Below are 25,437 nucleotides of genomic sequence, written 5' to 3' on the forward strand. Positions count from 1 at the left end.
AAAGAAATGCTCGACTTAGATCACTGGGAACACTCTGTACACTCTATTTGCGGCAATTTTGACACTCAACCACAGCGTAACATCCCTTTTATCGGCAATATGAGACTGGATAATCATAACGGTTTGGATGTGGTTCACATCAAAACCAATGCGGAAAAAATAGTCCGTTCAAAGTCGACTAGCCAAGACGACAAACACTATTTTGTCATCCTACAAAAGAAAGGCTCTATGGGTTTTTCTTGGTCAAACAACAATGATCTATTACTACCAGGCGAAATCGCCCTTATTGATTCTTCGCTGCCTTACGACATGCATCCTCAAGGCCTAATAGAGCAAATGTCCGTGCACTTACCAAAAGTTTATGTTGACAGCTTATGCTCTACACACGCACAAAATCGAATCACCAAAATTGCTCAAAACCGTTCTAGTAGCCAAATGCTATCCACTATATTACGTCAATTGGCGACGACTGATTACCAAAATCCATCTTTTCAGGAAGATGGCGATGCAATGCAATACGCCATTAGCGCATTAATCAAACCCTCTCTTGATTATACAAATAATGATTCAGCTTGTTCTATGAAAGAACGAGCTAAACGACACATATTGCGTCTTTTGACCGAAGAGGACCTTAGTCCAGACCATATAGCAAAAGCAATGAATATGTCGAAAAGATCACTCTATCGACTCTTTTCAGAAGAGAATCTCAGCGTAGCACAATTTATTTTGCAAATGCGCATCGAAAAATGCTGCGAAGACATGCTTACTGCGGATGCAATGAAACAACCATTGTCAATTACGGAAGTGGCTTATCGCTGGGGATTTTCAGACGCATCACAACTATCTCGTGCCTTTAAGCGAGTAAAAGGGGTCTCTCCAAGACAGTGGCGACAAAGCCAAGCGTAATTAAGCTCGCTCAATCACATTTTGCGGCTTATTTTTTATCCCCAAAAGATCAATACACTCTAATACGATGAAAACCTTATCGAAATATTGATCTAAACAAGGACACTAAAGCTCGTATTACTATGGTGAAAAGTAACCATAAGTTTAGCGCCCCTATTCATTAGATAGCATAAATCGAATAAGCCACACTTATTATCAGAGCAAGACGACTTAATTTAACAATTCTTTGAACCAGCTAGCATGGCTCAATAGGTCATCGTCTTCACGTACTTTACCGATAAGCTGCAATCCTAAGGGGATGCCATTTTCATCTTTCATGCCCGGTACGTTAATGACAGGAAAACCCATAGCTTGCCAAGGACGACTCATGTGTGGTGCGCCAGTGGCAGCATGACCAAGTGGTGCGATATCTGGTGCGGCTGGCGCTAAGATGGCATCAGCCTCTGTCACATAGCTCCATAGCCAATCACGACACGCCTGCGTCGCATCCAATGAAGCAACATAGGTTGAACGATCCATATTCAAGCCTTGTTCCATTAACGCAGCCAAAGGATCACTTAGTTGGTTTGTCTGAAAGGATTCTATCACCAAGTTACGACACACTTCCCAGGCCATGATATTAATATGGTGGTTAACCATGTCTTTTATGCGATTAGCAGCATCCAACTCAATTACTTTGACGCCTTGCGCCTTAAGCTTATCTACAGCCTTTTGTGTAGCACTTTCCATCGCTGGTGACGTATCACCGACCAATTCACCACGACAAACCAACACGCATTTTGGCGCTATTGATTCACTCGTTTTAATAGAAGCAGGCTGACGCAACAAGATCGCACGCAATAGCTGAATATCTTCAACATTACGCGCAAACAGCCCCAGTGAATCGAGCGACTGCGCCAATGGCTGGCCACCACGTAATGAAAATTCGCCACGACTTCCCACGTAACCAATAGCACCACAATAAGCAGCAGGACGAATCACTGAAGCTGCAGTTTGAGAACCCAACGCCATTGGCACCATGTCGTCGGCAATGGCTGCAGCAGAACCACTTGATGAACCACCCGGTGTACGTTCTAAATCGGCAGGATTTTTGGTTTTTCCCGGTTTGAAATAAGCAAATTCTGTCGTAACGGTTTTCCCTAACACTATGCCACCCGCAGCACGAATTAAGGCGACACAGGTTGCGTCTTCAACTGGCTGTCGGCCAGCATGAATCGATGAGCCCATTTCCGTAGGCATTTCCTCGGTATCAATAATGTCCTTCACACCCAATGGCAGCCCTTTTAATAAACTGGCATCAAAGAAGGCTTTATCAGCTCGATAATAAGCAAGGTATTCATCACGAGTGCGCTTCTTTTGCCAAGCTCCTACCTCAGACTCACGGGCTTCTATGCGATCAAAACAAGCGTGAATGATCGCTTCGGTAGTGCAATCCCCTTCTTCTATGGCGCGTAGCATTTGGCACAAGCCCATTTCATTTACATCAATGCTCTTATTCATAAATAAACTGCCTACTCGTGTTGTAAAAAAGAATTTAAAATCTCATTAGAGTAAATAAAGTGGCTCGACCTAACATCACGCCCTGCGCGCCAAGATGACTTTCACTGTATTGCTGCGACGACGAAAGCCTCTGTCTTACAATATGTCTATTTCACCATCCATCCCATGGATAATGGCAGGTAGAGCGCTGAAGGAAGGCAAGGCACCATCAAGCTGACGATCCTTATGATTGCTCACATAAAGCAGGTAATCGATAGTGAGCAATCACAGCCTCTCTATGGATTACTTTGTTTGAGCGACGGATTGCTCATTTAAGCAGTGGTAAGCTCGGTTGAAATACACTAAGCCTTGACCATCCGTGCCGACTTTTGCGTCTTTCACACGGCAATAAAAGACATTGTGAGAGCCAATTTCATGGCTTTCATGGATTTCGCAATCAAAACTAACCAATGCTTCATCCAATGCAGGTGCGCCCGTTGTAAGCGTTGTCCATTGATGCTTAGCAAAGCGCTCTTCACTAGTTAAATCACGGTTGGCAAAATCCCAAGAAACATCTTGATGGTGACTTTGCAATACGTTCACACACAATACTGCGTTCTTTTTAAAGTGAGGATTAGCGAATGAGTTACGATTCATACACACCAACAAAGTCGGTGGCTCATCTGTCACACTGGTTACAGCAGTTGCTGTAAAACCAAAACGTCCAGCTTCACCATCGGTAGTGATCACGGACACGGCACCACCCAGCATAGACATGCCATCGCGGAATAGTTTTGTATCAATCATGGTATTCTCCTTCCCTTATCAGGGGATATTAAATATCGAGGACAAGTCGAGGAGAAAGTGAACGAGAACAACACAAAGTAATTTGGTCATTGTCTTCTTTCTCTTCTTCCGTCAGGTAAACATCACGGTGCTCTGGCGTGCCTTCAAGCACATCGCAAAGACAAGTGCCACATGTCCCCTGCTCACAGGAAACTTTCACTTTCACGCCAGCCGCTTTGAGTGCATCAGCAATACTTTCGTTTTCGCCAACTCGTACCGTAATGCCACTTTGCTCAGCAACGACTTCAAAGCTTGCACCACCTGTTTCAACTTCCACGTTAAAAAACTCTTTGTGTACGTTGCTATCAGCCATCCCGAGATTTTTCGCTGTACTAATCACCCAATCCATAAAACCGTTTGGACCACAAACATAAAGATGAGTGCCTGCATCTGCGTCTTTCAAAACCGTTTCCAAATCCAAGCGCTGATCTTCAGAATCAAAATGTAAATCAACATGATTGGAGAATGAACAAGACGCTAATTCATCAAGGAAACCACTTGTTTCAGGCGAACGACTGCAATAATGCAATTCAAACGCCTTGTCTTCTGCCTTCAAAGAATACGCCATTGCAATCATCGGCGTGATTCCGATACCGCCACCAATCAAGATAGAACGCTTAGCATTTTTCTCTAATGGGAAGTGGTTACGCGGCATCCCAATGGTTAGCTCGGAGCCCTCTTGCAAATTAAGATGAGCGGCCACCGACCCACCACGGGAGTTCGGATCCTTTAAAATACCTAAACGATATGCACTGGTGTCTGCAGGGTCACTACACAGTGAATACTGACGAATCAGATCATCACCTAAATGCACATCAACATGCGCCCCGGCCTCAAAAGCTGGCAATGCCTCACCATTGAGGCTCGCAAGCTCTAAAGCCATCACACCGTCAGTGTGGTTTTCTCGTTTACGAACAACGACTTTCAATAATGTTTCAGACATGCAACTCTCCTCCCGACCCAGGCCGAAGTCGGGACCCTGGTTCACAAACATAACTCAAATAGAACTCGTTAAGCAGACAACACTGCTTAACGCATAAACAAACCGCCATTGACATCCCATGTTGTTCCGGTGGTGAAGTAGGCTTCTGGGCGAGCAAATTGCACGACCATGTCACCAACAAAGTCCGCATCACCTAGTTGACCAACAGGAATCGCACCCAACAAGGTTGGCAAGCGCTCTTCGGGCACCAAAGCGGTCACCATCGGCGAATCAATCGGGCCAGGCGCTATGGCATTAACGGTTACCCCCTTGCTAGCCAGTTCTTTGGCAAAGACTTTGGTTACCGTCAAAATGCCACCTTTGGAAGCGGCATAATGGGCACCCGTTGAAGTGCCTCCATTTTGCCCAGCCAAAGACGCCATGTTGATGATACGGCCATAGCCTTGTTCAGCCATGTGTTTACCCATCACCTGACAACCAATAAACACACCGCCAAGATTGATATTCACCACCTCATTAAACTCTTCTGGGGAAATATCCATCACTGGCGTGGCTTTCGTTACCGCCGCGTTATTGACCAGCACATGCAATGCACCAAACTCAGCCTGGGCAAATTTCAGTGCATTTTCGAAATCGGACTTCTTAGCGATATTTAACTCGCAAGCAATGGCATTTTTCCCTTCTGGATCAAGGGAAAGCGCAGCGGATTTAGCCGCTTCAACATTGGCATCGGTCAAGACCACACGAAAACCCGCCGCATACAAACGTGATGCGATATGAAATCCAAGTCCTTGCGCGGCACCGGTTACCAGTGCCACGTTTGATTGTGTAGATTGAGACATTATTTCGCCCTCTTTTTGGGTCATCAAAGACCGTTAAAAGATGAAACTTACTGTACGTAAGAAGCCGTCAGCATGCATCAGTTTGACCACTTTACGAGCAATCACAAAACCGTCAGCGGTTGGTTTTAAGCGATACTCTAAGTCAGCGGGGTAGGAAACGAGATTACCGTGACGCAATTCATTCAACGTCATAGCACAGCGCATAACTACGTAGTCTGCTGTTTCTTCCAAGATACGCACTCGGGATATCATACGAACGGTGCCGCTGACCGAGTCTGCCGACACAGACTCACCACTTTCCAAGCGAGCCACTCGCATACGGCGCATATCGGCATCATCTAACGCTAGGTTCAAGGTGTTTTCATAATCCGTTTCATTGTTGTCGGTCGGTACAATGTATAAACCGGTCTTATCCCAAAGAGACAACCATTCTTGATATTCTTTGTGATCTAACAAATCAGCTTCGTGCCAAATAAACGCCGTTGCCTTATTAAGCAGGTCTGTATTAATTGTCATCTTATTTCTCCCCTTCGGCGGCCATCATTTGCTTGTATTTTTGATACGCACCACGCATGCCTGTTTCAGAGCACACAGCACCCGCGACATTACCATCTGGAGATGTATGTAAATTCTCCATACCGCGGTTAACAAGAATCCAGCCATCTTTACCAGCCATTGATCCTTTTTGAACACGCTCCCATGCTTCACCATCATCTGGTGTACCGAAGCCCATAGGTCCTTGGAAATGCTCATGTAAACGCATACGCTTACGGTTAAAGGGCGCCGGAGCACCTTCACCACCAATAGCGACGTGTTGAATCTCTGTTACCCCAACGCTAACGGGGCGTAAGACGCGGAAAAACGCCATTGAACAAGACACGTTCGGGAATAAGTTCAAGTTAAAGCCTGTGCCATGGGCAGCACGTACAAGGCGTTTCACTTGTTCTTCGTCTTGACCTTCATCACGCAACGCCTGTGCAAGATCTTCAAAGCGCTCTGGAATCGGCTGATCCAAATCCGCCTCTAAATCCACTAAGTCAGGAATCATTACCATGACACTGTGTCCATGCCCCAAATCTTCAACGAAGCCGTCGCCATCTAGGAAATCAAAAATGTCCGCAGTAGCATTATCCAACGAGCTAATAAATGACTTATGGATGATTGGAAAATGGTAAGCATCCGTCGTGTTTTCAAGCTGAATTTTCCAGTTACCAGGAAAATTAAAGCGATGCTCGCCCAACACTTTCAATGGGTAACCGCCACCTTGTTTAACAAACAAGTCGATCCATTTTTTCGCGCCGCCCAAGAAATCTTCTAGTGGCTCAATGTCGCTTTTAAAGGTCGCAAAAACCAAACCTTGGTACGACTCATGACGCAAACTTTCTAGTGGCAAATCGTTTTTATCGAGAACTCCTTCGTATTCTTCTACTTTCGGAATCGCACGCAAACCACCATCTAAGCCGTAACCCCAGCCATGATATGGGCAGGTGAAAGCTTTCGTTTTACCTTTACGGCCTTCACACACGGTTGCACCACGGTGACGACAGCGGTTCAGCAAAACATGTAGGTTCATTTTACGGTCGCGGCTCAAGATAACAGGATGACGACCAACAAAAGACGTTTTAAAGCTGCCCGCTTCTGGCACTTCACTTTCGTGACCAATGAAGACCCATGTGTTTTGGAACACTTTATCCAGTTCTTCTTCAAAGATTTCTGGGTCTGAATACAACGCTTTGTGGACGCGCCCCTCTTCAACCATATCTGCCGCTTTTTGACTGATATTTTTCAACGCAATTAATTCACTCATCTTCTTTCTCTCTTTAATCTTTTAGACATCGACCCTATCGCTTTCGCACCAGCTTATTTAGGTACAGGCAATGTGGCATCATCATTCCAATCCGATACCGGACGGCTAAACAGATTCTCTGTTTGAAAATGCGCCATTCGCCATACGCCGTTATCACGTCGAAACGACACGCTCAAACGGGCACTGTTGAGATGAGAACCCCCTGCACTAAAGCTAGACACTTGGATCATGTTCCAGCTACCAAAAGCCTTATCGCCATCCACGCGAATCACTTCGGATGACAGGTAATGCACGTTTAACGAAAAATGCGCCGGCTCAACGGTGTATTTCGACAACATAGCGACAATGGCATCACGACCTTCATAGCCACCGAAGCTTTTCGAATAGCGAGCCCCCTTGCCTTCCCACTTGGCGTCTTCGGTAAACAAGTCACCTAATTCACCCAATGAAGTCGCGGGGTTTAAATGATCACATAGATCCATATAACGATTGATACAAGCACGAATCGCGCGGTCGCTTTCTAAAGCGTCAACTCGTGCCAATATCGCTTCTAGCTCATTCGTGTCCTTCATACTTGTACCCTTCTTATTTATCGTTAGGCCTTAGGCACGTTGTACAATCAGTTCACGACCGATACGGGATTCGATTTTCACGTAACGCCAAAGCTTGTATGGTGTATCACCTACCGCTGTCGTACGTAGCAAGTTACAGCAGGCAACCACAGTGTCGTAGTCTTTTACATCAGCCAACAGATAGGTTGTCCAAGGGTAACCAGCAGACGGACCAACCATACTTTGGTCATCGTCCATATTGCCGATAACGTCAACACCATCCATATCGTGAATGCCATTCCACATTTCGCCAAATGCCGCCCAAACATCTAATTGCTCATCACGTGCTGCATCCATAAAGTTTTGGTTAATCCCCATGCAAAACAGTACGCGTAATGGTTTTTTATCGCTCATAATATATTTCTCCAATAATCAAAAAGTTCGTCTAAAAATAGATAAAATTAGGCTAATTTCTTATAAATAACCTGGTAATGGCTTTTGCCCGAAGAAGATGGCACCGGCATTTTGCCAAGTAATGTCACCCATAAACGCGTGCTGAGTAACCACTTGCGCATCGTTAACAAAACGCGACAATGGACTGCTCTTATAAACGCCCGTCATACCGGAGACCATTTGCACTTTACGCGCAACATCAGCGCCAACACGAGAAGCATGGGTCGAAGAAAGACGTAATAAACTAATTTGCTGAACAGACAAGTCTTCGTTCTTCTCTAACGTCTGCCAAGCATCATTGATTGCATCGTAGAAGAAACAGCGTGCCGCACGCAGATCCGCATCAGCCTTAGCCACTTCCGCTTGAGTTAGAGGACGCTCGCCAATATTTGGAGCGCCAGTCACCGAAGCACGACCTGCCGCCATGGCTTTAAGTTCGTCCAACGCCGCTCGCGCGATACCCAAACTAACGACTGCCAACACTTGAGTCGCTAAAGAAAGCGATGGGTAACGGAATATAGAGCCTTCTAGGCTAGACGCGCCACCACGAATACAAGTCCAGTCTTCAGGAACATCAACGTTATTGACAACCAAATCATGACTACCCGTACCGGCCATCCCGGTCACATCCCAGTTATGCTCGATTGTTAATTTACTTGAAGGCATCACAGCCATGCGAGGTGCACCGATTGTTTCGCCCGCGCCGTCTTTAGGTAAAATACCGACACCAATCATATCAGCGCCTTTAGAGCCACTAGACCAACTCCATCGACCTTTCACATTGTAATTTCCTGCACTAAGCTCTGCCGGTTGAGGTGGAAAAATCCCCCCAGCGAAAACAATGTCTGGTGAGTCTGCATAAATTTTCTCTAGAGTAGCCAGAGGCAATGCGGATAGGTAGATGGCACCAATTCCAAAACTCGCTACCCAACCTGCCGAACCGTCAGCCTTAGAAATTTCTTCTACAACTTCACAGAATTGAGCCGCTGTTATTTCATCACCACCAAATTTTTTAGAAACCAAGGCACGGTAAATGCCCAAGCTGCGAAATTTCTCAATAACGTCCTGGCTAATAAATTGCTGGCTATCGAACTCGTTATTACGTGCACGAGTTCTAATGTCGCTCATCACTTGCTCAAACGCCTCAGTTCCCAAAGCATCAAATACAGATCCTGAGGACTTTTCTTCTTGGTAAGGCGTACCTATGTTATTCAGACTCATAATTAGCTCCTCTAATGCAGATTTAGTTACGACCCTATAGGACGAATACACTGTTCAAATGAAGGTTCTTATTGTTTTTACTGCATTGATAAAAAGACTAAGAACTTCTCTCTTTCACCATCGAACAACAGAAACCACCGTCATCCAACATCCCGCTTTACACCACTCAAAAACCTTAAGCTAACGCATAAAGAATATTAATAAGGTCTTACTAATTACTTTACTTGTCAACTAATTTTTCAAGTTAATTATCAACAAAATAGCAGGTTAAAAACCACACATCAAACAAAAACAATGTCAACAAAAACGCATAAAAATGGACTAAACAGCTGATTTAAAACAAAAATAAAGCAAAAAAATCGATTTTTAACAGCAAAAATAAGGCAAAACAAAAACTCCACCCATCCCTACATGAAAAATAAAAATATGAGAGAAAAGTGATTTTTAGTGCGTTTTTTATTTATTTTTTTGTGTTGTTTTTTACAAAAAACAGTGGCAGGCTACCTTCTTATCAAGGTATGAAAGTGCATAAATCCAATAAAAATAGCTAGAAAAATGGTTACCCGTTAAAGAGGCGAATAATGATCTCTAGGGGATAAAAAAACGCTGTAAACATCAAATAGTGTTAACGACATAAAAGGAACACCTCATGACATCTAAAAAAGTAATATCTGCTTTACTTCTAAGCTCTTCGCTACTCACACCGATAGCAAACGCTGACATAAAAATTGGCGTAGTCAGTTCCACTACTGGACCCATCGCGCTAGTAGGTATCCCTCAAAAAAACACCATCCCCCTCCTCCCCACCTCTGCCGGTGGTGAAAAAATCACCTACATATCGCTAGATGACGGAAGCGACCCAACCGCGACGGTTAAAGCATTCAAGAAGTTAATTGACGAAGAACACGTGGACGCAATCATAGGTCCAAGTGGTTCAGGCAACGCAATGGGCGTTATTCAATTCGCGGCAGAATCAGGTACCCCAATGTTAGCACCAGTTGGGACCGCTGCCGTTGTATTGCCAATGACAGAACAAAAGAAATGGGTTTTCAAAACCACACAGAATGACGACCTAATTGCCAAAGCATTGGTCGAACAAATGAAAGCAACTGGCATAAAAACCATTGGACTTATCGGGACAGCAGACCCCTATGGTGAAAACTGGGCCAAGGTAATGAAAGACCTAACCCAAAAAGCAGGCATTCAAATTGTCGCGAATGAACAATTTCAGCGCCAAGACACTTCCATGACAGGTCAAGGCTTAAAAATCCTAATGGCCAATCCTGATGCCGTTCTGATTGCCGCACCTGGAAGCTCATCGGTAATGCCACAAACCACACTTAAAGACCAAGGTTATAGCGGTAAAATTTACCAAACACACGGTGCAGCACTCGACCCCTTCCTCCGTCTTGGCGGCAAAGCCGTTGAAGGTACCATCCTAGCCGCAAGCTCCATGCTGGTTTTAGATGAAGTACCAGACAGCCCCTCCAAAGAAATCGCCACAAAATACATCGCAGACTACAAAAAACTTTATGGCGAAGCACCCGCTACCTTCGGCGCTAATGTGTTAGATGCAGGCCTACTCCTTGAGAACGCCATTCCAAGCGCACTAAAGTCAGGCAAACCAGGTTCAGCGGAATTTCGTAGCGCACTCCGTGATGCACTGGAAAAAACCAAAGAAATGCCTGCTACACAGGGCGTATATAACATGACAGCAGAAGACCACAGCGGCTTTGACGAACGCGGCCGCGTTTTAATTACTGTCAAAGACGGCAAATGGACACTATTAAAATAACACCCGCCCCATAAAGAGGTGGGCGCACACCAGCCAGCCCACCTCCATAAGAAAAACTAAAAAAAATTTGTCGCCACGAAGCCACAAAAATCAATGAGAACAAAAGGAATCACACCAAATGAACTTTCAGATTGCCACACTGCTTGGACAGGATGGCCTAACCAATGGGGCCATTTACGCCTTATTGGCCCTATCAATTTTGCTGGTTTTTACGGTCACGCGAATACTTCTCATCCCATTAGGAGAATTCGTGACATTTGGCGCGTTAACAATGGCCGCCATGCAGATGGGCAAAACACCAAAATTGGAATGGCTATTATTAGGTCTAGTTTTAATCGATTGCGCACTTGATGTATACCAACAAATCAAACGCCACATTGATCGAAACAAAATGAAAATGATCGCTCTTAAACTTGGCTATGCCGTGATCATAATCGCCTTGCTAAATAATTTGTCATTATCAGAAATCCCTATGATCGCCCAAATAGCATTAACACTTTGCTTAATCGTGCCCATTGGCCCCATTATATATCGTTTATTTTTCCAGCCATTAGCAGATGCTCCCGCACTGGTTTTACTGATTGTCTCCATTGCCCTTCATGTCACCATGGTAGGCGTGGGTTTATTATTGTTTGGTCCTGAAGGGGCTCGCACACAACCTTTTTCAGACACGGGCTTCCGCTTAGGTGCCGTCATGTTAAAAAGCCAAACCCTATGGGTCATTCTGGTTTCTATCTTCCTCATTGTGGCTTTATTCATCGCTTTTGAGCGCACGCTATATGGCAAGGCACTTCGCGCCACAGCGGTAAATAGAATGGGAGCTCGTTTACAGGGCATCTCACCGATTTTTGCTGGCAAGGCCACTTTTGCCCTAGCCGCCTTTATCGGCAGCGCATCGGGGATTTTGATCGCCCCCATCACCACCCTTTATTACGACTCGGGTTTCATCATCAGCCTAAAAGGTTTCGTTGGGGCCATTATTGGTGGCCTTGTCAGCTACCCCATTGCCGCCATTGGCGCTGTCGCAGTTGGCATGATCGAAGCTTTCTCGATGTTTTGGGCAAGTAATTACAAAGAAATCATCGTTTTCACCCTGATTATTCCATTCTTAATCTGGCGCTCGATGAATAGCCACAATGTAGAGGATGACGAATAAATGAAATCGCGTAATTTAATTATTATTGTCTTAGTCATACTCGCCATTGCACCCCAAGTATTACCCACATTTCAGATCACTCTACTTAACTATATTGGTCTATATGCACTGGTTGTATTGGGTTTGGTATTACTCACTGGCGTAGGTGGTATGACCAGCTTTGGTCAAGCGGCTTTTGTTGGACTTGGCGCCTACTCCACAGCCTATCTAACCACCACAGAACAACTACCAAGTTGGCTCGCTTGGTCGGCAGGGTCACCTTGGGTGGGGCTACTTATCGGCTTACTATTAACCGCTGCCGTTGCCTTATTCCTTGGTGCCCTTACCCTTAAATTATCAGGACACTATTTACCATTAGGCACCATTGCTTGGGGCATTTCACTGTATTACTTGTTTGGCACCATGAGCTCCATGGGCGGTTACACAGGCATCAGTGGATTACCGTCTTTGAGCCTGTTTGGAGTTCTTCTCGATAAGGGCGAAAAGATTTATTACTTGATTTGGACCATTTTGATGGTAGCTGTCTGGATTACCAGCAACCTACTTAATTCCCGTGAAGGCCGTGCCATTCGAGCCCTAAAAGGCGGTCAATTAATGGCGGAATCCATGGGCGTGAACACTTTTCGCTCAAAGATGGTGATTTTCTTAATTTCCGCTCTTTTCGCCGCTATTTCAGGTTGGCTTTACGCGCACACTCAACGCTTTGTCAATCCAACCCCTTTTGGCCTTAGCATGGGGATTGATTACCTGTTTATGGCATTGGTTGGTGGTGTTGGCAGTGTCTGGGGAGCACTGCTTGGTGCAGGCATTTTAACCATGCTCAAGCAATGGCTTCAGGATTGGTTGCCCCTTGTCATGGGCGGCAATGGCCAATACGAAACCATTGTTTTGGGGTTGTTAATTATTTTCATGATGCAACGCTCACCTGGTGGCATTTGGCCTCTATTAGTGAAGCTTGCACCTGCCTCATGGCGCAAGCAAAACCATATAAAGATCACCTCTTCCGCCGCCGAACTACCACGTCGAGATTTGCCACAAAAAGGCAAATTGATACTAGAAGCCTGTAACGTTACTCGCCGCTTTGGTGGTTTGGTTGCCAACAACCAAATGAATCTAAAACTGCATGCTGGCGAAGTACTCGCGCTAATCGGTCCAAATGGCGCAGGCAAAAGCACCATGTTTAACCAGCTTTCAGCGGTCGATACACCAAGCGATGGTGAAATACTGTTTTTGAACCAAAGCTTAAAAGGCAAAAGCTCTCGCCAAGTGGCCCATATGGGTATGAGCCGTACCTTCCAACACGTAAAGCTACTCACCACAATGACAGTGTTAGAAAACGTCGCACTGGGTGCTCACATGCGCGGCAACAAAGGTATTATCAGCTCAGCACTTCACATTGAACGTGAAGAAGAGCAACGCCTTCTAAAAGAAGCGCAATACCAACTTCAGCGAGTTGGTCTAGGCGAACACCTCTACACAGAAGCAGGCAGCCTATCTCTTGGGCAACAACGCATCCTTGAAATTGCTCGTGCGCTTTGTGCCGATCCATGCGTGTTGCTACTGGACGAGCCGGCAGCGGGGCTTCGCCACAAGGAAAAACAAGCCCTTGCAGAACTACTCAAGAAACTACGACAAGAAGGCTTAGCCATTTTATTGGTTGAACATGACATGGACTTTGTGATGAATCTTGCCGATCGAATTGTGGTAATGGAATTTGGTGAAAAGATTGCGGAAGGTTTACCCGAAGAGGTCCAATCCAACCCAGCTGTTTTAGAAGCCTACTTGGGAGGCGCAGAATAATGACTCAAGCCACAGAAAAAAACCTACTCGACATCAGCGATCTCCACGTTGCCTATGGCAAAGTGGAAGCCCTTACCGGTATCGACCTAACCCTCAAGGAAGGAAATTTGGTCACCGTTATCGGCCCGAACGGCGCCGGCAAAACCACACTACTGTCGGCTATCATGGGAATATTGCCTTCCAAAGGCACAATTCACTTTAATGGCCAAGATTTTATCTGCCCAAATGTTGAAACCCTGGCTGGCCATGGACTTGGTCTGGTTCCAGAAAAGCGCGAGCTTTTCTCCACCATGAGCGTTCAGGACAATCTATTACTGGGTGCGTTCCAGCGTTACCGCCGCGGGGATAAAAGTTACGACCAAACCTTGAACGAAATTTATAAGCTCTTCCCTCGCCTATGGGAACGCCGCCAACAGCAGGCCGGCACTTTATCCGGTGGCGAACGACAAATGCTGGCGATTGGTCGCGCCATGATGAGCAAACCAAAACTCTTAATGCTAGATGAACCTAGCCTCGGGTTAGCGCCATTAATTACACGTGAGATTTTTCGTATTTTTGCCGATTTACGCAGCCAAGGTGTTTCAATACTTCTGGTGGAACAAAACGCTCGCGCAGCACTAAAAGTAGCGGATTACGCCTATGTTCTAGAAGGTGGGCAAATTGCCATGCAAGGCCCAGCAGCAGAGCTTGCCAATGACCCCAAGGTGATCGAAGCCTATTTAGGATTAGCAAGCAAGCACCAAGAACTGCTTTCCAGCTAAGGAGATCCCAAAAAAACAGAGTTTACCAACAGCCGGAGAGAGCTCTCATCTTTGAGGCTCTCTCATTTTTTAATGGAAAAATGAATTATGAACATTTGTATTGCAGGCGCTGGCGCTATTGGATGTACGCTCGCTGCCCGCCTAACCCAATCAGGTCAAAATGTTAAAGTACTTGCCAGAGGTGCAACGCTTGAGGCTCTTCAAAAGAAAGGTATCCATCTCACAGATATAGACGGCGAACACAGAGTCAACGTCATTGCCTCAGACTCTGCAGAAGAGTTAGGCTCACAAGATCTTATTTTTATTTGTAGCAAAGCCCCCGCCTTGCCAACGATGTTAAAACTGATCGCTCCTATGCTGCAGGAAAAAACCATGGTTATTCCTGTGGTAAACGGCATTCCATGGTGGTATTTCCAAGGCATTGAGGGACGCTTTTCTGGTGATTGCATTCAAGCCATCGACCCTGAAGGTAGTGTTAGCAAATTGCTATCTTACAATCACCTCATTGGTTGCGTGGTATTTATTACCGCATTTAGAAACTCACCAGGTGTCGTCACCTCAACCAACCCTCACCTCATCGTATTTGGTGAAATCAATCACCAAATGAGTGAACGACTTGAGCAAGTGCGAAAGGTAATGGAAGACGCTGGTATCGAAGCGCGAGCCACGGACAATATTCGCGACCAGATATGGACCAAAGTCGCTGCAAATATCACCTCTAACCCACTTTCTGTGGTGACCAAAGGCACACTTGAGCAACTCTATAGCGACACTCGCTTAAAACCTCTCGTACGCAAAGTACTCGATGAAGTTTTGCTGGTTGCCGCGGCCTATGGTGCCCGAATTCGTTTTGACCCTCATACCTTCATGGAACTTGGAGCAGGCATGGGTGCAGTTAAAACCTCTATGTTACAAGACTACGAGGCAGGCCAACCCTTAGAACTTGACGCAATCGGCTACACCGTCTTAGAGCTAGCAAACAAAGTAAGCATTCCAATGACGGCCACACAACAGTTGCTGGATCTTACCCACTTTATTGCCTCACAACCCCAAGCAAATTCTTAACACTGACGAAATGGAGGGAACACACTCATGAACAATTCAACAAAACGCCCCACCCACATTAGCGAAGAAGAATGGGCGCTTCGCGTAAAATTGGCTCATTGCTACCACTTAATAGACTTTTTCGGCTGGACTGAGACGATTTTTAATCATATCTCAGCCCGCCTACCCCACATTGAAGGCGAATATTTAGTGAATCCATTCGGGTTAAATTACACTGAAATCACCCCGGAAAATTTAATCAAGGTGGATGTTAACGGCCATAAATTAGACGACTCTCCATACGATGGTAATCCGGCTGGTTTTGCTCTTCACGGCGCCATTCACGCTGCACGAGAAGACATACATTGTGTCATCCACACTCACACCAATGAAGTTTCAGCCATCGCCATGAAAAAACAAGGTTTCAGCCATGACAGTTTTTACGGCGCGCAACTTTATGGGCGTGTTGGTTATCATGATTTTGAAGGCATTACTTTATTTGATGATGAAAAAAGCCGCATGCTAGAGAGCCTAGGACAAAAGCATATTCTTGTCTTACGAAATCACGGTATCGCAGTGGGAGAATTTGATATAGAGCGCACCTTCTTCCTTCTCTGGACAGTACAACGTGCTGCAGAAATTCAGGTAACGTCTGGAGCGCTAGGTGGTGAAGATGTATTACTAGAACAAAGCATACGCAAGAAGTGTGCTGATCTAACACAAATGCTCATTAAAGATAGTGGCTTTGCTGACAAGTTTTACAGTGCAATGGTACGCAAAATGGAATCTGAAAAAGGCCCTTGTTGGTAATACAACCTTAAAAGAGCCAGCCAACCTATGGCTGGTTCTTTTACAAGGCACACCTTATATAAAGGCTGCAAATGAGAATCATTATTTATATAAACACTTGATAATTCAATTGACTAAAAACGTCATTTTTTGTACATTTTCACCCTTCTTAAAATCAAGGACTCTTAATGAGCAGCAAACCTAGAACACCGCGAAGTCAACGATTTAATCCCGCAAGTGATGACTTCCATAAAGAAGATTTTCCATTTTATTGGTTAAATCAAGTTCATGGTCGTTACAGTGCTGCCATTGAAAAAGCATTAAAAAAAGTGAACCTTGACATCCCAAGATGGCGAATTTTATTCACGCTAAAAGAAGAAGGCACCTGCAGTGTCTCGCAGATTGCAGTTCACGCTATTGCAAAGCTGCCCACTGTAACAAAAATCATTCAACGCATGAAACAAGATGGCCTTGTAGACACAAGGGTAAGAAGTGATGACGGCCGCGTCACAGAAGTATTGATCACTGAAAAAGGCATCGCTGCTGTTGAAGATATCCGCTTTGCCACCAAAGATTTATTCAAACAAAGTTTTAAAGGCATGACAGAAGCAAAAATACAAAGACTCAATAAATTACTTGAAGAACTATTCCATAATTTACCCGAACACTAAAACGAAAAGCTTAAACACTTTATCCACGCCTGCGATACCATTCTTTTAAAGCAGCACAGTTATTTTAAGCGAAACTCTCGTTAGAACTCGGTGCACTTTTTCATTTTTCTTCAAAAGAAAACGCTATAAAAAACCTGTTGTACAAGGTCACTAGACAAAGACAACATGGCTTATGACAAGCATTGGAGTAAGTGACTAAATCTTAAGTTTCAGAGAAATAGTCACTCTTTGACCACTTAAGAGGCAAACGTCTCTATATAAAGTGTTTCAACCTTACCCCGAGCCCATTCGGTTTTACGTAGAAACTTTAAACTGGACTTCACCGAGGGGTCACTTTTAAAACAATTAATATTGATACGAGTCGCTAACTCGTCCCAGCCGTAATGCTCAACCAAATCTGTGACAATTTTTTCCAGTTTTATACCGTGTAAAGGGTTATTAACTTGTGTTCCGACCATATCTCTTTATTCCTATCACCAAATTCTTTGAGCAATTCACGCCAAGGAATGCCTGCTCTCATTAGGTATAAAATACCTTCAAGGGTCATTCTATGTTCAGGTTTATTATAAACACGTCCCGTTAGGGACATCATTCTTGATAGCAGTGCCCAACTCTCATCTGTTGGCATTTGGAGCGGTTATTTTGATTTTTGGCAAAACCATTATAACGGCTCCTCTTGCTACTTATTTTTCATACTGCAAAGGCCAGCGCGCTCTAGGAGGAAATGACAGTAAGACTGCTCAGTCAACCTTAATAGCCTCGAGACTGGATCACTTTACTGATCCAAGCGACGGCTTTTTGCTCAAAGGCTGAAAACAAAGACAGGCCTAAACGCTCACTCATGGCCTTACGCTGTTTATAAGCAATATGAATAACATCTGCTTGCTCATAATGAGAGACGAGGTAAGCATCACTGGTCATCACTTGATCCACCAACCTATTATCTACCGCTTCGGAACCATACCAAGTGTCACCAGTAGCAATCGCATCGATGTCCAACGCAGGGCGCTGTGTCGATACAAAACGCTTAAACAAATCATGAGTGTCTTCTAAATCTTGTTTGAACTTTTCACGACCTTCGTCTGTGTTTTTACCCAGCATGGTCAGTGTACGTTTGTAACGACCCGCAGTATGTAACTCAACATCGATCATATTTTTATCTAACAAGCGATGGACGTTAGGAATTTGCGCCACAACACCAATGGAACCCAAGATAGCAAAAGGTGCGGCGATAATCTTATCGGCCACGCAAGCCATCATATAACCACCGCTGGCGGCAACCTTATCCACACATACCGTCAACGGAATATTCGCTTCACGGATACGTTGCAACTGAGAGGCCGCCAAGCCGTATCCATGCACCACACCGCCACCACTTTCTAGGCGAACCACCACTTCATCTTCAGGGCGAGCAACACTCAAAATCGCCGTGATCTCTTCACGCATAGTGGTCACCGCTGAGGCTTTGATGTCACCATCGAAATCCAATACATAAAGACGTTTTTTTATGTTCTCTGCATCAAGCGAATGCATTTTTTTATGCGTTTTCTTCTCCTCTTTTTTCTGTTTTTTGCGTTCTTTGGCTTTCTCTTTCAACGCTTTTTTATCTAACAATTGCTGATCCAGCTCTAATTTCATCTGATCATAGCTGTCATTTAGCTTAGTGACAGAGAGACGTCCAGAACGAGATTTGCCTTTACTGTTGCCTATCATGGCCAGCACCACACCAATCGCAATCACGATACTAGCGAGCTTTAATAAAAAACCTGCATAATCTGTCAAAATTTCCAATCTTCTCTTCCTCTAACGTGATAAGTTCTTGATGATATTGGGGCAAATGGAAAAAATAGCAACATCTAGCGTAAGATTATGAGCGAATAAGCTATTATCAACTGAATAAGAATCGTATATGCAACAACCGCAACTAGCACATCAAGGAGCAACGAATGAAAGGCACTCTTTCACAAGCATTTGGTCATAACTTTCTTGGGGGGTCACCCCTTTGGTACAAACAAGTCATTATCGCCTTTCTTATTTTAAACCCTCTATCATTAGCTTTGCTTGGGCCTTTTGTGACAGGCTGGCTATTGATTGTCGAATTTATCTTTACCCTTGCCATGGCACTAAAGTGTTATCCACTTCAACCTGGGGGGCTGATTGCCATTGAAGCAGTCATGCTAAACCTGACCAGCTCTGAAGGGGTTTATCATGAAGTAACGAGCAATATTGAAGTCATACTGTTATTGATGTTCATGGTGGCTGGCATCTACTTTATGAAAGACATGCTGCTGTTTATTTTCAATAAACTCTTAGTGAAAGTTCGCTCTAAAATTGCCATTTCACTGTTTTTTAGCCTTGCTGCAGCCTTGCTGTCCGCTTTTTTAGATGCGTTAACGGTGACCGCTGTATTGATTAGCGTCAGCATTGGGTTCTATTCGGTTTACCATAAAGTGGCCTCAGGACAACCCAGCGAAAAATACGATCATACTAATGATGATACTATCTTGCCGGTCAATGCTAATGATCTAGAACAATTTCGTTCTTTTTTACGCAGTCTATTGATGCACGGCGCCATTGGTACCGCTTTAGGTGGTGTTGCAACATTAGTAGGGGAGCCACAAAACTTATTGATTGCCAAAGTCGCTGGTTGGGATTTTATTGAATTCTTCCTGCGCATAGCTCCAGTTTCTATCCCTGTGCTGATTATGGGACTACTCACTGTCATCGTATTAGAAAAGATGTCCTGGTTCGGCTATGGTGCTACGTTACCTGAGAACGTACGCAATATTTTGCAAAACTTCGAAGAGGAAGAGTCCAAAAAAAGCACTCCGAAACACAAAGCACAGATAGTCATACAAGGGATCGTTGCGGTGCTATTAATCTTCGCACTGGCTTTTCATGTTGCAGAAGTGGGGCTAGTCGGTTTAATGGTCATCGTCTTACTGACGGCCTTTAATGGCATCACAGAAGAGCATCGTATTGGTCATGCCTTTGAAGAAGCCCTGCCCTTCACCGCGCTATTAGTGGTGTTTTTTACCATTGTCTCTGTCATTCATTCTCAACATCTTTTTCAGCCGATCATTGATACGGTTTTGCATATGCCAACCCATTCTCAACCCCTCATGTTCTTTATTGCGAATGGTCTCTTGTCGGCGATTAGTGATAACGTTTTCGTTGCAACGGTATACATCACAGAAGTCAAAGCTGCCTTACAATCTGGCATGATCAGTCTTGAGCACTTTAATACCCTCGCAGTTGCCATTAACACAGGCACAAACTTACCCAGTGTCGCCACACCAAATGGTCAAGCGGCTTTTCTATTCTTACTGACTTCTGCCATTGCTCCGCTGCTACGCCTTTCTTATGGAAAAATGGTATGGATGGCCTTGCCTTACACGGTTATCTTAAGTGTGACGGGGGGATTATGTGTGACTTACTTACTGTAAAAACACGAAATGAATAGGTGATTTAACCCAAAAAATCCCTCTGTTACCACAACAGAGGGATTAGTGGGATGAAATCGTTAATGCTTTATGCGCCATAACGCTTGGCCAGACTTTTTCTCTATTAGATCCAAGCGTTCCTCATGCATTTTCAACTCATTTTCATTGGCTCGAATGACTTTTAGCTTTGGACGGTCAGAGCTGAGACGATAGATGGTGCCGCCCGTTTCATCATTTCTTTTAGAATCTTGCTCTGAACCACTGCTTAATCCTAAACTGGTTTGCCCCCCCGTCATTAATAGGTAGACATCCCCTAAGATCTCAGAGTCTAACAAAGCCCCGTGTAATTCACGGTGTGAATTATCAATACCATAACGCTTACACAAAGCATCAAGGCTATTTTTCTGACCTGGGTGTTTTTTACGGGCGTACACCAAGCTATCAAAAACGTCACAAACGTCTGCAACCTTGGGATACCCCCCTAACAGGGAGAACTCATGATCGATAAAGCCAATATCAAACGGCGCATTATGGATGATTAATTCCGCGCCTTTGATAAACTCGAAAAACGCTTGCGCAACATCACGAAATCTCGGCTTATCGGCCAAAAACTCATTACTGATACCGTGAACTTTAAACGCCTCTTCTTCTACTTCGCGATCTGGGTTGATATAAACATGAAAGTGGTTATTGGTCAGTTTGCGATCTACCATTTCGACGCAACCGATTTCAATAATTCGATGCCCTTGCTTAGGGTCAATACCTGTAGTTTCTGTATCCAGAATGACTTGTCTCATGATTTCGCTCTCAACTCTTCAATACCCTGATTTGCCAATTGATCCGCAATTTCGTTCCCTTCGATACCAGCATGACCTTTTACCCATTTCCAGGTTACATCATGAAACTGGCATAATTCATCTAAGGCTTGCCACAGGTCTTTATTTTTCACTGGCTGCTTTGAGGCCGTTTTCCAGCCTTTACGCTTCCAGCCAGCCAGCCATTCCGTAATGCCTTTTTGCACATAAGATGAATCGGTATACAGTGTCACTTGGCATTTTTCTTTCAGCGCCTTTAGCCCTTCAATGGCTCCCATTAGCTCCATGCGATTATTGGTTGTCTCACGCTCTCCGCCACAAAGGCGTTTTTCGTGCTGTCCGAAAGTGAGCCAAGCGCCCCAGCCCCCAATACCTGGGTTGCCTTTACAAGCCCCATCGGTATATAAAATAACGTTTTTCAATCTTTCATTCCTTTTGTTGTCGGCTTAGTAAAGGGTGGCACATGTACCCTTGCCGTTTTCCAACGAGGCTTCAATGGTATATAGCGTGGTGACAACTTGGTAGCTGTCATAATGTAAACGCCACCAAATGGGAGCTTTAATGGTTTTAGCAAAGACCGAACCCAAGAAAAGCGGCGACGCCAACGGCTGTTATGAAATGGTGGTTCAAAAGACACAAAGCGCTTGTTGTCTAATGACAACCCTGCCACTTTCAACCAATCCTCCAAACGACGATGATTAATGAACTGGGCATTCCAAGGTGCGCTCGTACGTTTTGAGAAAAAACGCCGCAACCCCCACAAGCTCCATGGATTAAAACCCACTATGATTAATTTACCACTTGGCAACAAGGTTCTCGCCGCTTCACGAAGATCATCGTGAGGCATTAAAGACAAATCGAGTGTGTGATGCATCACATGTACATCAATTCCATCCGATTCAAAAGGCAGCTCATTCGATTTGGCGACTACGGTATTTTTAGGTGCCCCTAGCTCAAGCTCTGGTGCAATCACCATCGTTTCACGCAAACGATGGCTCTCAAGAATAATCTTTTGGACTGGAGATTGGATCACCAAATAATAACCCACCTCATGATCGATTTCGCTTTCTACTTCGGTTACTTCAATATGACGAAGATGCTGCCCAAGATCGCTTTCATACCAAGCTTGAAATAATTGTCTTGATTGCTCATCCAACATACAATGAAATCTCTAATTAATTTTGGCGTTCTCTTCAGCAACACATGGATACATAAGCCCATGAGCCAATGCCCATAACACGAAATAAGGATAGGGTGACAATGACACTGATTCCACTTCACGCTTTTAATGACAATTATATCTGGATAATCAAAGAGAAAGATAGTTCACAAGTCTGGGCGGTGGATCCTGGTGACGCCGATGTCGTCCTCCAATACTGTCAACAAGAAGCCTTAACCTTAAGTGGTATTCTCATTACTCACCATCATCACGATCACACGGGAGGTGTTGCTGAGTTAAAATCTCATTTCAATTGCGACGTATTCGGACCAGAACACCTCTCACACCTCGTCACACACCCTGTCTATGAGGGCGATAGCGTTTCCATCTTCTCTCGTCAATTTAGCGTGTTAGAGACACCTGGGCATACACTGGATCATTTATGCTACTTTTCCAGCTTAGACACTCCCATTCTGTTATGTGGCGACACCCTTTTTCGAGGAGGCTGTGGTCGGATCATGGAAGGCACACCGGCACAAATGCTTGCCGCCATGAATAAATTAGCCAAATTGCCTGACAATACACTCGTCTATTGCACCCACGAATATACTCTAGCAAACTACCGATTTGCAGAACATCTTGATCCAAACAACCTTATACTGAAAAAAACACAAAAAATTTGTGAGGAAAAAAGAGGAAATAACCAAGTCACTTTACCCAGTGAAATGGGCCTAGAAAAAGCGACCAATCCGTTTCTAAGGACTGATTCTACTCACATTATTGAGAACGCAGCCCAACAACTTGGCGAAGCAATCGCCCAAGATCCTGCGTCTGCATTTAGTCAAGTAAGGCGAGCAAAGGACACTTATGGTTGATTTAAAATACCACATCTTTAAAATGTTGCGACTTTTAATCAATTTGTGATAGCTATGAGTAAACATTTTTTTTGGGTTTTGTTGATAAGCCTAGTACTAACAGGCTGCCAAACAGCCTCAAATATCCAGAATAGCAACAGCAAAACAGACCTTGAAGCTGACGCAGATTCAGATGCCACTCCTGCCGATGTTAACAAAATCGGCTTTATTGATACGGTTCCACCTGTTTCGCCTGATGACAATGATACGTCTTCATCAACTCAAGACGTCAATACACAGGAACAACAAAAGGCAAGTAAACCACAACCTCCCAAAGACCTTTGGACCAGAATTCGTAATGGTTTTAAGCTGAACTTAAATGTTGACAAACCTAGACTCTCTTCTCAGTTGCGCTGGTTTAGCTCTCATCCTGGCTATCTTGATCGTGTTTCAAAACGCGGTGAACGTTATTTATACTATATTGTGGATCAACTGCAAAAAGCTCACATTCCTACAGAAATCGCGCTTTTACCGATTGTTGAAAGTGGTTTTGATCCCTTTGGCTACAGCCATGGTCAAGCCTCTGGCCCTTGGCAATTTATCCCTTCAACTGGGCGCATGTACGGTTTGGACCAAGACTGGTGGTATGATGGACGACGTGACATTATCGACTCAACCCATGCTGCCATTGCCTATCTAACCCGTCTAAACAAAATGTTTGATGGGAATTGGTTATTAGCATTAGCGGCCTATAATTCAGGCGAAGGGACGGTCTTAAACGCGATACAGAAAAACAAACGGGAAGGCAAACCAACTGATTTTTGGGCCTTGGACTTACCCAAAGAAACCCGTGCTTATGTACCTAAACTGCTTGCTCTGGCCAAAATCATCAAAGATCCAGCCAAGTACCATTACAAACCTATTTTTATTCCCAACAAACCCTACTTTGAAAGCGTGAATATTGGCGGACAACTTGACCTTGCCCAAGCAGCCAAAATGGCTGACATCAGTATTGACGAGGTATATTTGTTAAACCCTGCATTCAATCAATGGGCTACCGCACCAGACGGTCCCCATAGACTGCTAATACCGGTTAAAAAAGCGGCTCTATTTCGCGCCAACCTAGCGAAGATACCGAAAAAAGATCGTGTAACATGGATTCGCTATCGCGTGGAAGCAGGCGACAATTTACGAGCCATTGCTAAGAGTCACAACACAACAGTCAATGTCATAGAAGACGTCAATAAGATGTCCTCCACATTGATTCGTGTCGGTCAGGAATTAATGATTCCTGTGGCTGGCAATAAAATCAGTAGCTATACACTAAGCTCACACCAACGCTTGCTCGCCAAGCAAGACAGAGCACCAGGTCGCAATCGCATTAAAATCAACTATACCGTTCAACCAGGCGATAGCTTATGGGCGATATCCAATAAATACGATACCGACTCAACAACCCTAGCGCGCTGGAATAATATGGGATTGGCTGATCCATTACGCCCAGGGAAGAAACTTGTCATCTGGCTTGAGCCAAAACGACAAGCTAACAGTAGCAACCGCAGCATCATTAAAAAAGTCGTCTATACGATTCGCTCAGGGGATTCTTTAGCGATGGTCGCCAATAAATTTAAAGTGACATTAAATGAAATCAAAAAGTGGAACCCTGAAGTTGGCGAACAGAAATACGTTCAGCCTGGCGACAAGGTGACATTGCTGGTCAATGTGGTTGGTGGCTAACCCTCTCTTTATGCATAAAAAAGGCTGATTCGATCAGCCTTTTTTATGCTTTCCATGTGCTGTATACGTTATTTATTCGTAGCGACAAAGATAGGCAGTGGCTTGCTTCACTTGAAGTGAAAAAGTTTGATTCGCTTCCACCATAAAACTCTCGCCTTTAGAAAACGTTCTCCAATCGTCTTCATCCGGTAATTTTACCGTCAGCTCACCAGAGACCACGGTAATATATTCTCTTTTGCTGGTACCAAACTCATAGTCCCCCACCATCATGACACCGACAGTAGACACCCCTTCTTGGTTTTCCAAGGCAATGGACTTCACCTGATCATCGAAATAACTATTTACTGTTAGACCTTTACTCATGT

General features: G+C 44.5%; 28 protein-coding genes. 11 read left to right on the forward strand and 17 right to left on the reverse strand.

Going from position 1 to position 25,437, the window contains the following annotated elements:
• Window positions 1–6: 6 nt before the first annotated feature.
• The gene (gene feaR, locus AC0VYI_RS15645) at window positions 7–906 is read left to right on the forward strand and encodes a transcriptional regulator FeaR (RefSeq protein ID WP_199474568.1); all 900 of its coding nucleotides are present in this window, start codon (window positions 7–9) and stop codon (window positions 904–906) included.
• 210 nt (window positions 907–1,116) lie between these two features.
• Here feaR and AC0VYI_RS15650 read toward each other — a convergent pair whose 3' ends face one another.
• The 10 genes from AC0VYI_RS15650 to AC0VYI_RS15695 all read right to left on the reverse strand — a co-directional run bounded on the left by AC0VYI_RS15650 (window position 1,117) and on the right by AC0VYI_RS15695 (window position 9,048).
• Complete coding sequence (locus tag AC0VYI_RS15650) at window positions 1,117–2,406, reverse strand: amidase (protein ID WP_475443988.1); 1,290 nt, start codon at window positions 2,404–2,406, stop codon at window positions 1,117–1,119.
• A 135-nt stretch (window positions 2,407–2,541) separates the two neighbouring features.
• Window positions 2,542–2,670: a hypothetical protein gene (locus AC0VYI_RS15655; RefSeq protein WP_475443990.1), complete on the reverse strand. Its 129-nt coding sequence runs from the start codon at window positions 2,668–2,670 to the stop codon at window positions 2,542–2,544.
• A gap of 18 nt (window positions 2,671–2,688) precedes the next feature.
• Complete coding sequence (locus tag AC0VYI_RS15660) at window positions 2,689–3,192, reverse strand: flavin reductase (RefSeq protein ID WP_067015349.1); 504 nt, start codon at window positions 3,190–3,192, stop codon at window positions 2,689–2,691.
• A 28-nt stretch (window positions 3,193–3,220) separates the two neighbouring features.
• A complete protein-coding gene (locus AC0VYI_RS15665; RefSeq protein WP_475443992.1) occupies window positions 3,221–4,174 on the reverse strand; it encodes a PDR/VanB family oxidoreductase in 954 nt (317 codons plus the stop codon).
• An 86-nt stretch (window positions 4,175–4,260) separates the two neighbouring features.
• Window positions 4,261–5,016 (reverse strand): SDR family NAD(P)-dependent oxidoreductase, encoded by a 756-nt coding sequence (locus AC0VYI_RS15670; protein ID WP_475443994.1) that lies wholly within the window; start codon window positions 5,014–5,016, stop codon window positions 4,261–4,263.
• A 33-nt stretch (window positions 5,017–5,049) separates the two neighbouring features.
• The gene (locus AC0VYI_RS15675; RefSeq protein ID WP_475443996.1) at window positions 5,050–5,532 is read right to left on the reverse strand and encodes an aromatic-ring-hydroxylating dioxygenase subunit beta; all 483 of its coding nucleotides are present in this window, start codon (window positions 5,530–5,532) and stop codon (window positions 5,050–5,052) included.
• A gap of 1 nt (window position 5,533) precedes the next feature.
• The gene (locus AC0VYI_RS15680; protein WP_475443998.1) at window positions 5,534–6,823 is read right to left on the reverse strand and encodes an aromatic ring-hydroxylating oxygenase subunit alpha; all 1,290 of its coding nucleotides are present in this window, start codon (window positions 6,821–6,823) and stop codon (window positions 5,534–5,536) included.
• Window positions 6,824–6,876: 53 nt separating this feature from the next.
• Entirely contained in the window at window positions 6,877–7,395 is a 519-nt protein-coding gene (locus AC0VYI_RS15685) for a nuclear transport factor 2 family protein (protein WP_475444000.1), read from the reverse strand.
• Between the two features lie 30 nt (window positions 7,396–7,425).
• A complete protein-coding gene (locus AC0VYI_RS15690; RefSeq protein WP_067015367.1) occupies window positions 7,426–7,788 on the reverse strand; it encodes an IacB protein in 363 nt (120 codons plus the stop codon).
• A gap of 60 nt (window positions 7,789–7,848) precedes the next feature.
• Window positions 7,849–9,048: an acyl-CoA dehydrogenase family protein gene (locus tag AC0VYI_RS15695; protein ID WP_475428678.1), complete on the reverse strand. Its 1,200-nt coding sequence runs from the start codon at window positions 9,046–9,048 to the stop codon at window positions 7,849–7,851.
• 649 nt (window positions 9,049–9,697) lie between these two features.
• Here AC0VYI_RS15695 and AC0VYI_RS15700 point away from each other — a divergent pair.
• The 7 genes from AC0VYI_RS15700 (at window position 9,698) to AC0VYI_RS15730 (ending at window position 17,064) form a co-directional block, all read left to right on the forward strand.
• Complete coding sequence (locus AC0VYI_RS15700) at window positions 9,698–10,843, forward strand: ABC transporter substrate-binding protein (protein ID WP_475444002.1); 1,146 nt, start codon at window positions 9,698–9,700, stop codon at window positions 10,841–10,843.
• Between the two features lie 118 nt (window positions 10,844–10,961).
• A complete protein-coding gene (locus AC0VYI_RS15705) occupies window positions 10,962–11,999 on the forward strand; it encodes a branched-chain amino acid ABC transporter permease (protein ID WP_067343451.1) in 1,038 nt (345 codons plus the stop codon).
• Window positions 12,000–13,799 carry a branched-chain amino acid ABC transporter ATP-binding protein/permease gene (locus tag AC0VYI_RS15710; protein WP_475444004.1) on the forward strand — a complete coding sequence of 600 codons (1,800 nt, stop codon included), beginning with the start codon at window positions 12,000–12,002 and terminating at the stop codon, window positions 13,797–13,799. It abuts the gene before it with no gap.
• The gene (locus AC0VYI_RS15715; protein WP_475444006.1) at window positions 13,799–14,560 is read left to right on the forward strand and encodes an ABC transporter ATP-binding protein; all 762 of its coding nucleotides are present in this window, start codon (window positions 13,799–13,801) and stop codon (window positions 14,558–14,560) included. Before AC0VYI_RS15710 ends, AC0VYI_RS15715 begins: the two co-directional genes overlap by 1 nt.
• 87 nt (window positions 14,561–14,647) lie before the next feature.
• Window positions 14,648–15,625, forward strand: a complete 978-nt coding sequence (locus tag AC0VYI_RS15720) for a ketopantoate reductase family protein (RefSeq protein ID WP_475444008.1) — start codon at window positions 14,648–14,650, stop codon at window positions 15,623–15,625.
• 27 nt (window positions 15,626–15,652) lie between these two features.
• Window positions 15,653–16,414 (forward strand): class II aldolase/adducin family protein, encoded by a 762-nt coding sequence (locus AC0VYI_RS15725; protein ID WP_475444010.1) that lies wholly within the window; start codon window positions 15,653–15,655, stop codon window positions 16,412–16,414.
• 167 nt (window positions 16,415–16,581) lie between these two features.
• Complete coding sequence (locus AC0VYI_RS15730) at window positions 16,582–17,064, forward strand: MarR family winged helix-turn-helix transcriptional regulator (protein ID WP_199474552.1); 483 nt, start codon at window positions 16,582–16,584, stop codon at window positions 17,062–17,064.
• Between the two features lie 236 nt (window positions 17,065–17,300).
• Here the strand turns inward: AC0VYI_RS15730 and AC0VYI_RS15735 are convergent, their stop codons facing one another.
• From AC0VYI_RS15735 to sohB, 3 genes are all read right to left on the reverse strand, one after another.
• On the reverse strand, window positions 17,301–17,522 hold the full coding sequence (locus AC0VYI_RS15735; RefSeq protein WP_199474551.1) for a VF530 family protein: 222 nt from the start codon (window positions 17,520–17,522) through the stop codon (window positions 17,301–17,303).
• Window positions 17,483–17,692, reverse strand: a complete 210-nt coding sequence (locus tag AC0VYI_RS15740) for a transposase (protein ID WP_475444013.1) — start codon at window positions 17,690–17,692, stop codon at window positions 17,483–17,485. Before AC0VYI_RS15740 ends, AC0VYI_RS15735 begins: the two co-directional genes overlap by 40 nt.
• 122 nt (window positions 17,693–17,814) lie before the next feature.
• Window positions 17,815–18,855: a protease SohB gene (sohB, locus tag AC0VYI_RS15745; protein WP_475444014.1), complete on the reverse strand. Its 1,041-nt coding sequence runs from the start codon at window positions 18,853–18,855 to the stop codon at window positions 17,815–17,817.
• A gap of 155 nt (window positions 18,856–19,010) precedes the next feature.
• Here sohB and nhaB point away from each other — a divergent pair, with 155 nt between their 5' ends.
• Window positions 19,011–20,510, forward strand: a complete 1,500-nt coding sequence (gene nhaB, locus AC0VYI_RS15750) for a sodium/proton antiporter NhaB (protein WP_199474547.1) — start codon at window positions 19,011–19,013, stop codon at window positions 20,508–20,510.
• A 77-nt stretch (window positions 20,511–20,587) separates the two neighbouring features.
• Here nhaB and dnaQ read toward each other — a convergent pair whose 3' ends face one another.
• From dnaQ to AC0VYI_RS15765, 3 genes are read right to left on the reverse strand one after another with little or no spacing between them, the layout of a single operon-like run.
• A complete protein-coding gene (dnaQ, locus tag AC0VYI_RS15755; protein ID WP_475444016.1) occupies window positions 20,588–21,304 on the reverse strand; it encodes a DNA polymerase III subunit epsilon in 717 nt (238 codons plus the stop codon).
• Entirely contained in the window at window positions 21,301–21,744 is a 444-nt protein-coding gene (rnhA, locus tag AC0VYI_RS15760) for a ribonuclease HI (protein ID WP_475444018.1), read from the reverse strand. The genes dnaQ and rnhA overlap by 4 nt, the downstream gene beginning before the upstream one ends.
• Entirely contained in the window at window positions 21,741–22,481 is a 741-nt protein-coding gene (locus tag AC0VYI_RS15765; protein ID WP_475444019.1) for a class I SAM-dependent methyltransferase, read from the reverse strand. Before AC0VYI_RS15765 ends, rnhA begins: the two co-directional genes overlap by 4 nt.
• Window positions 22,482–22,582: 101 nt before the next feature.
• On the opposite strand from AC0VYI_RS15765, the gene gloB reads away from it, so the two are divergent.
• Together gloB and AC0VYI_RS15775 are read left to right on the forward strand one after the other, a co-directional pair.
• Window positions 22,583–23,356 (forward strand): hydroxyacylglutathione hydrolase, encoded by a 774-nt coding sequence (gene gloB, locus AC0VYI_RS15770; protein ID WP_199474543.1) that lies wholly within the window; start codon window positions 22,583–22,585, stop codon window positions 23,354–23,356.
• Window positions 23,357–23,410: 54 nt separating this feature from the next.
• Window positions 23,411–25,072, forward strand: coding sequence for a lytic transglycosylase (locus AC0VYI_RS15775; protein ID WP_199474542.1), 1,662 nt, complete (start codon window positions 23,411–23,413; stop codon window positions 25,070–25,072).
• Between the two features lie 72 nt (window positions 25,073–25,144).
• Here the strand turns inward: AC0VYI_RS15775 and ppnP are convergent, their stop codons facing one another.
• The gene (ppnP, locus tag AC0VYI_RS15780) at window positions 25,145–25,435 is read right to left on the reverse strand and encodes a pyrimidine/purine nucleoside phosphorylase (protein ID WP_199474541.1); all 291 of its coding nucleotides are present in this window, start codon (window positions 25,433–25,435) and stop codon (window positions 25,145–25,147) included.
• Between the last annotated feature and the right edge of the window lie 2 nt (window positions 25,436–25,437).

The organism is Marinomonas sp. 63XJN7_9_ISO-PGPR-S23-217, from assembly GCF_056173515.1.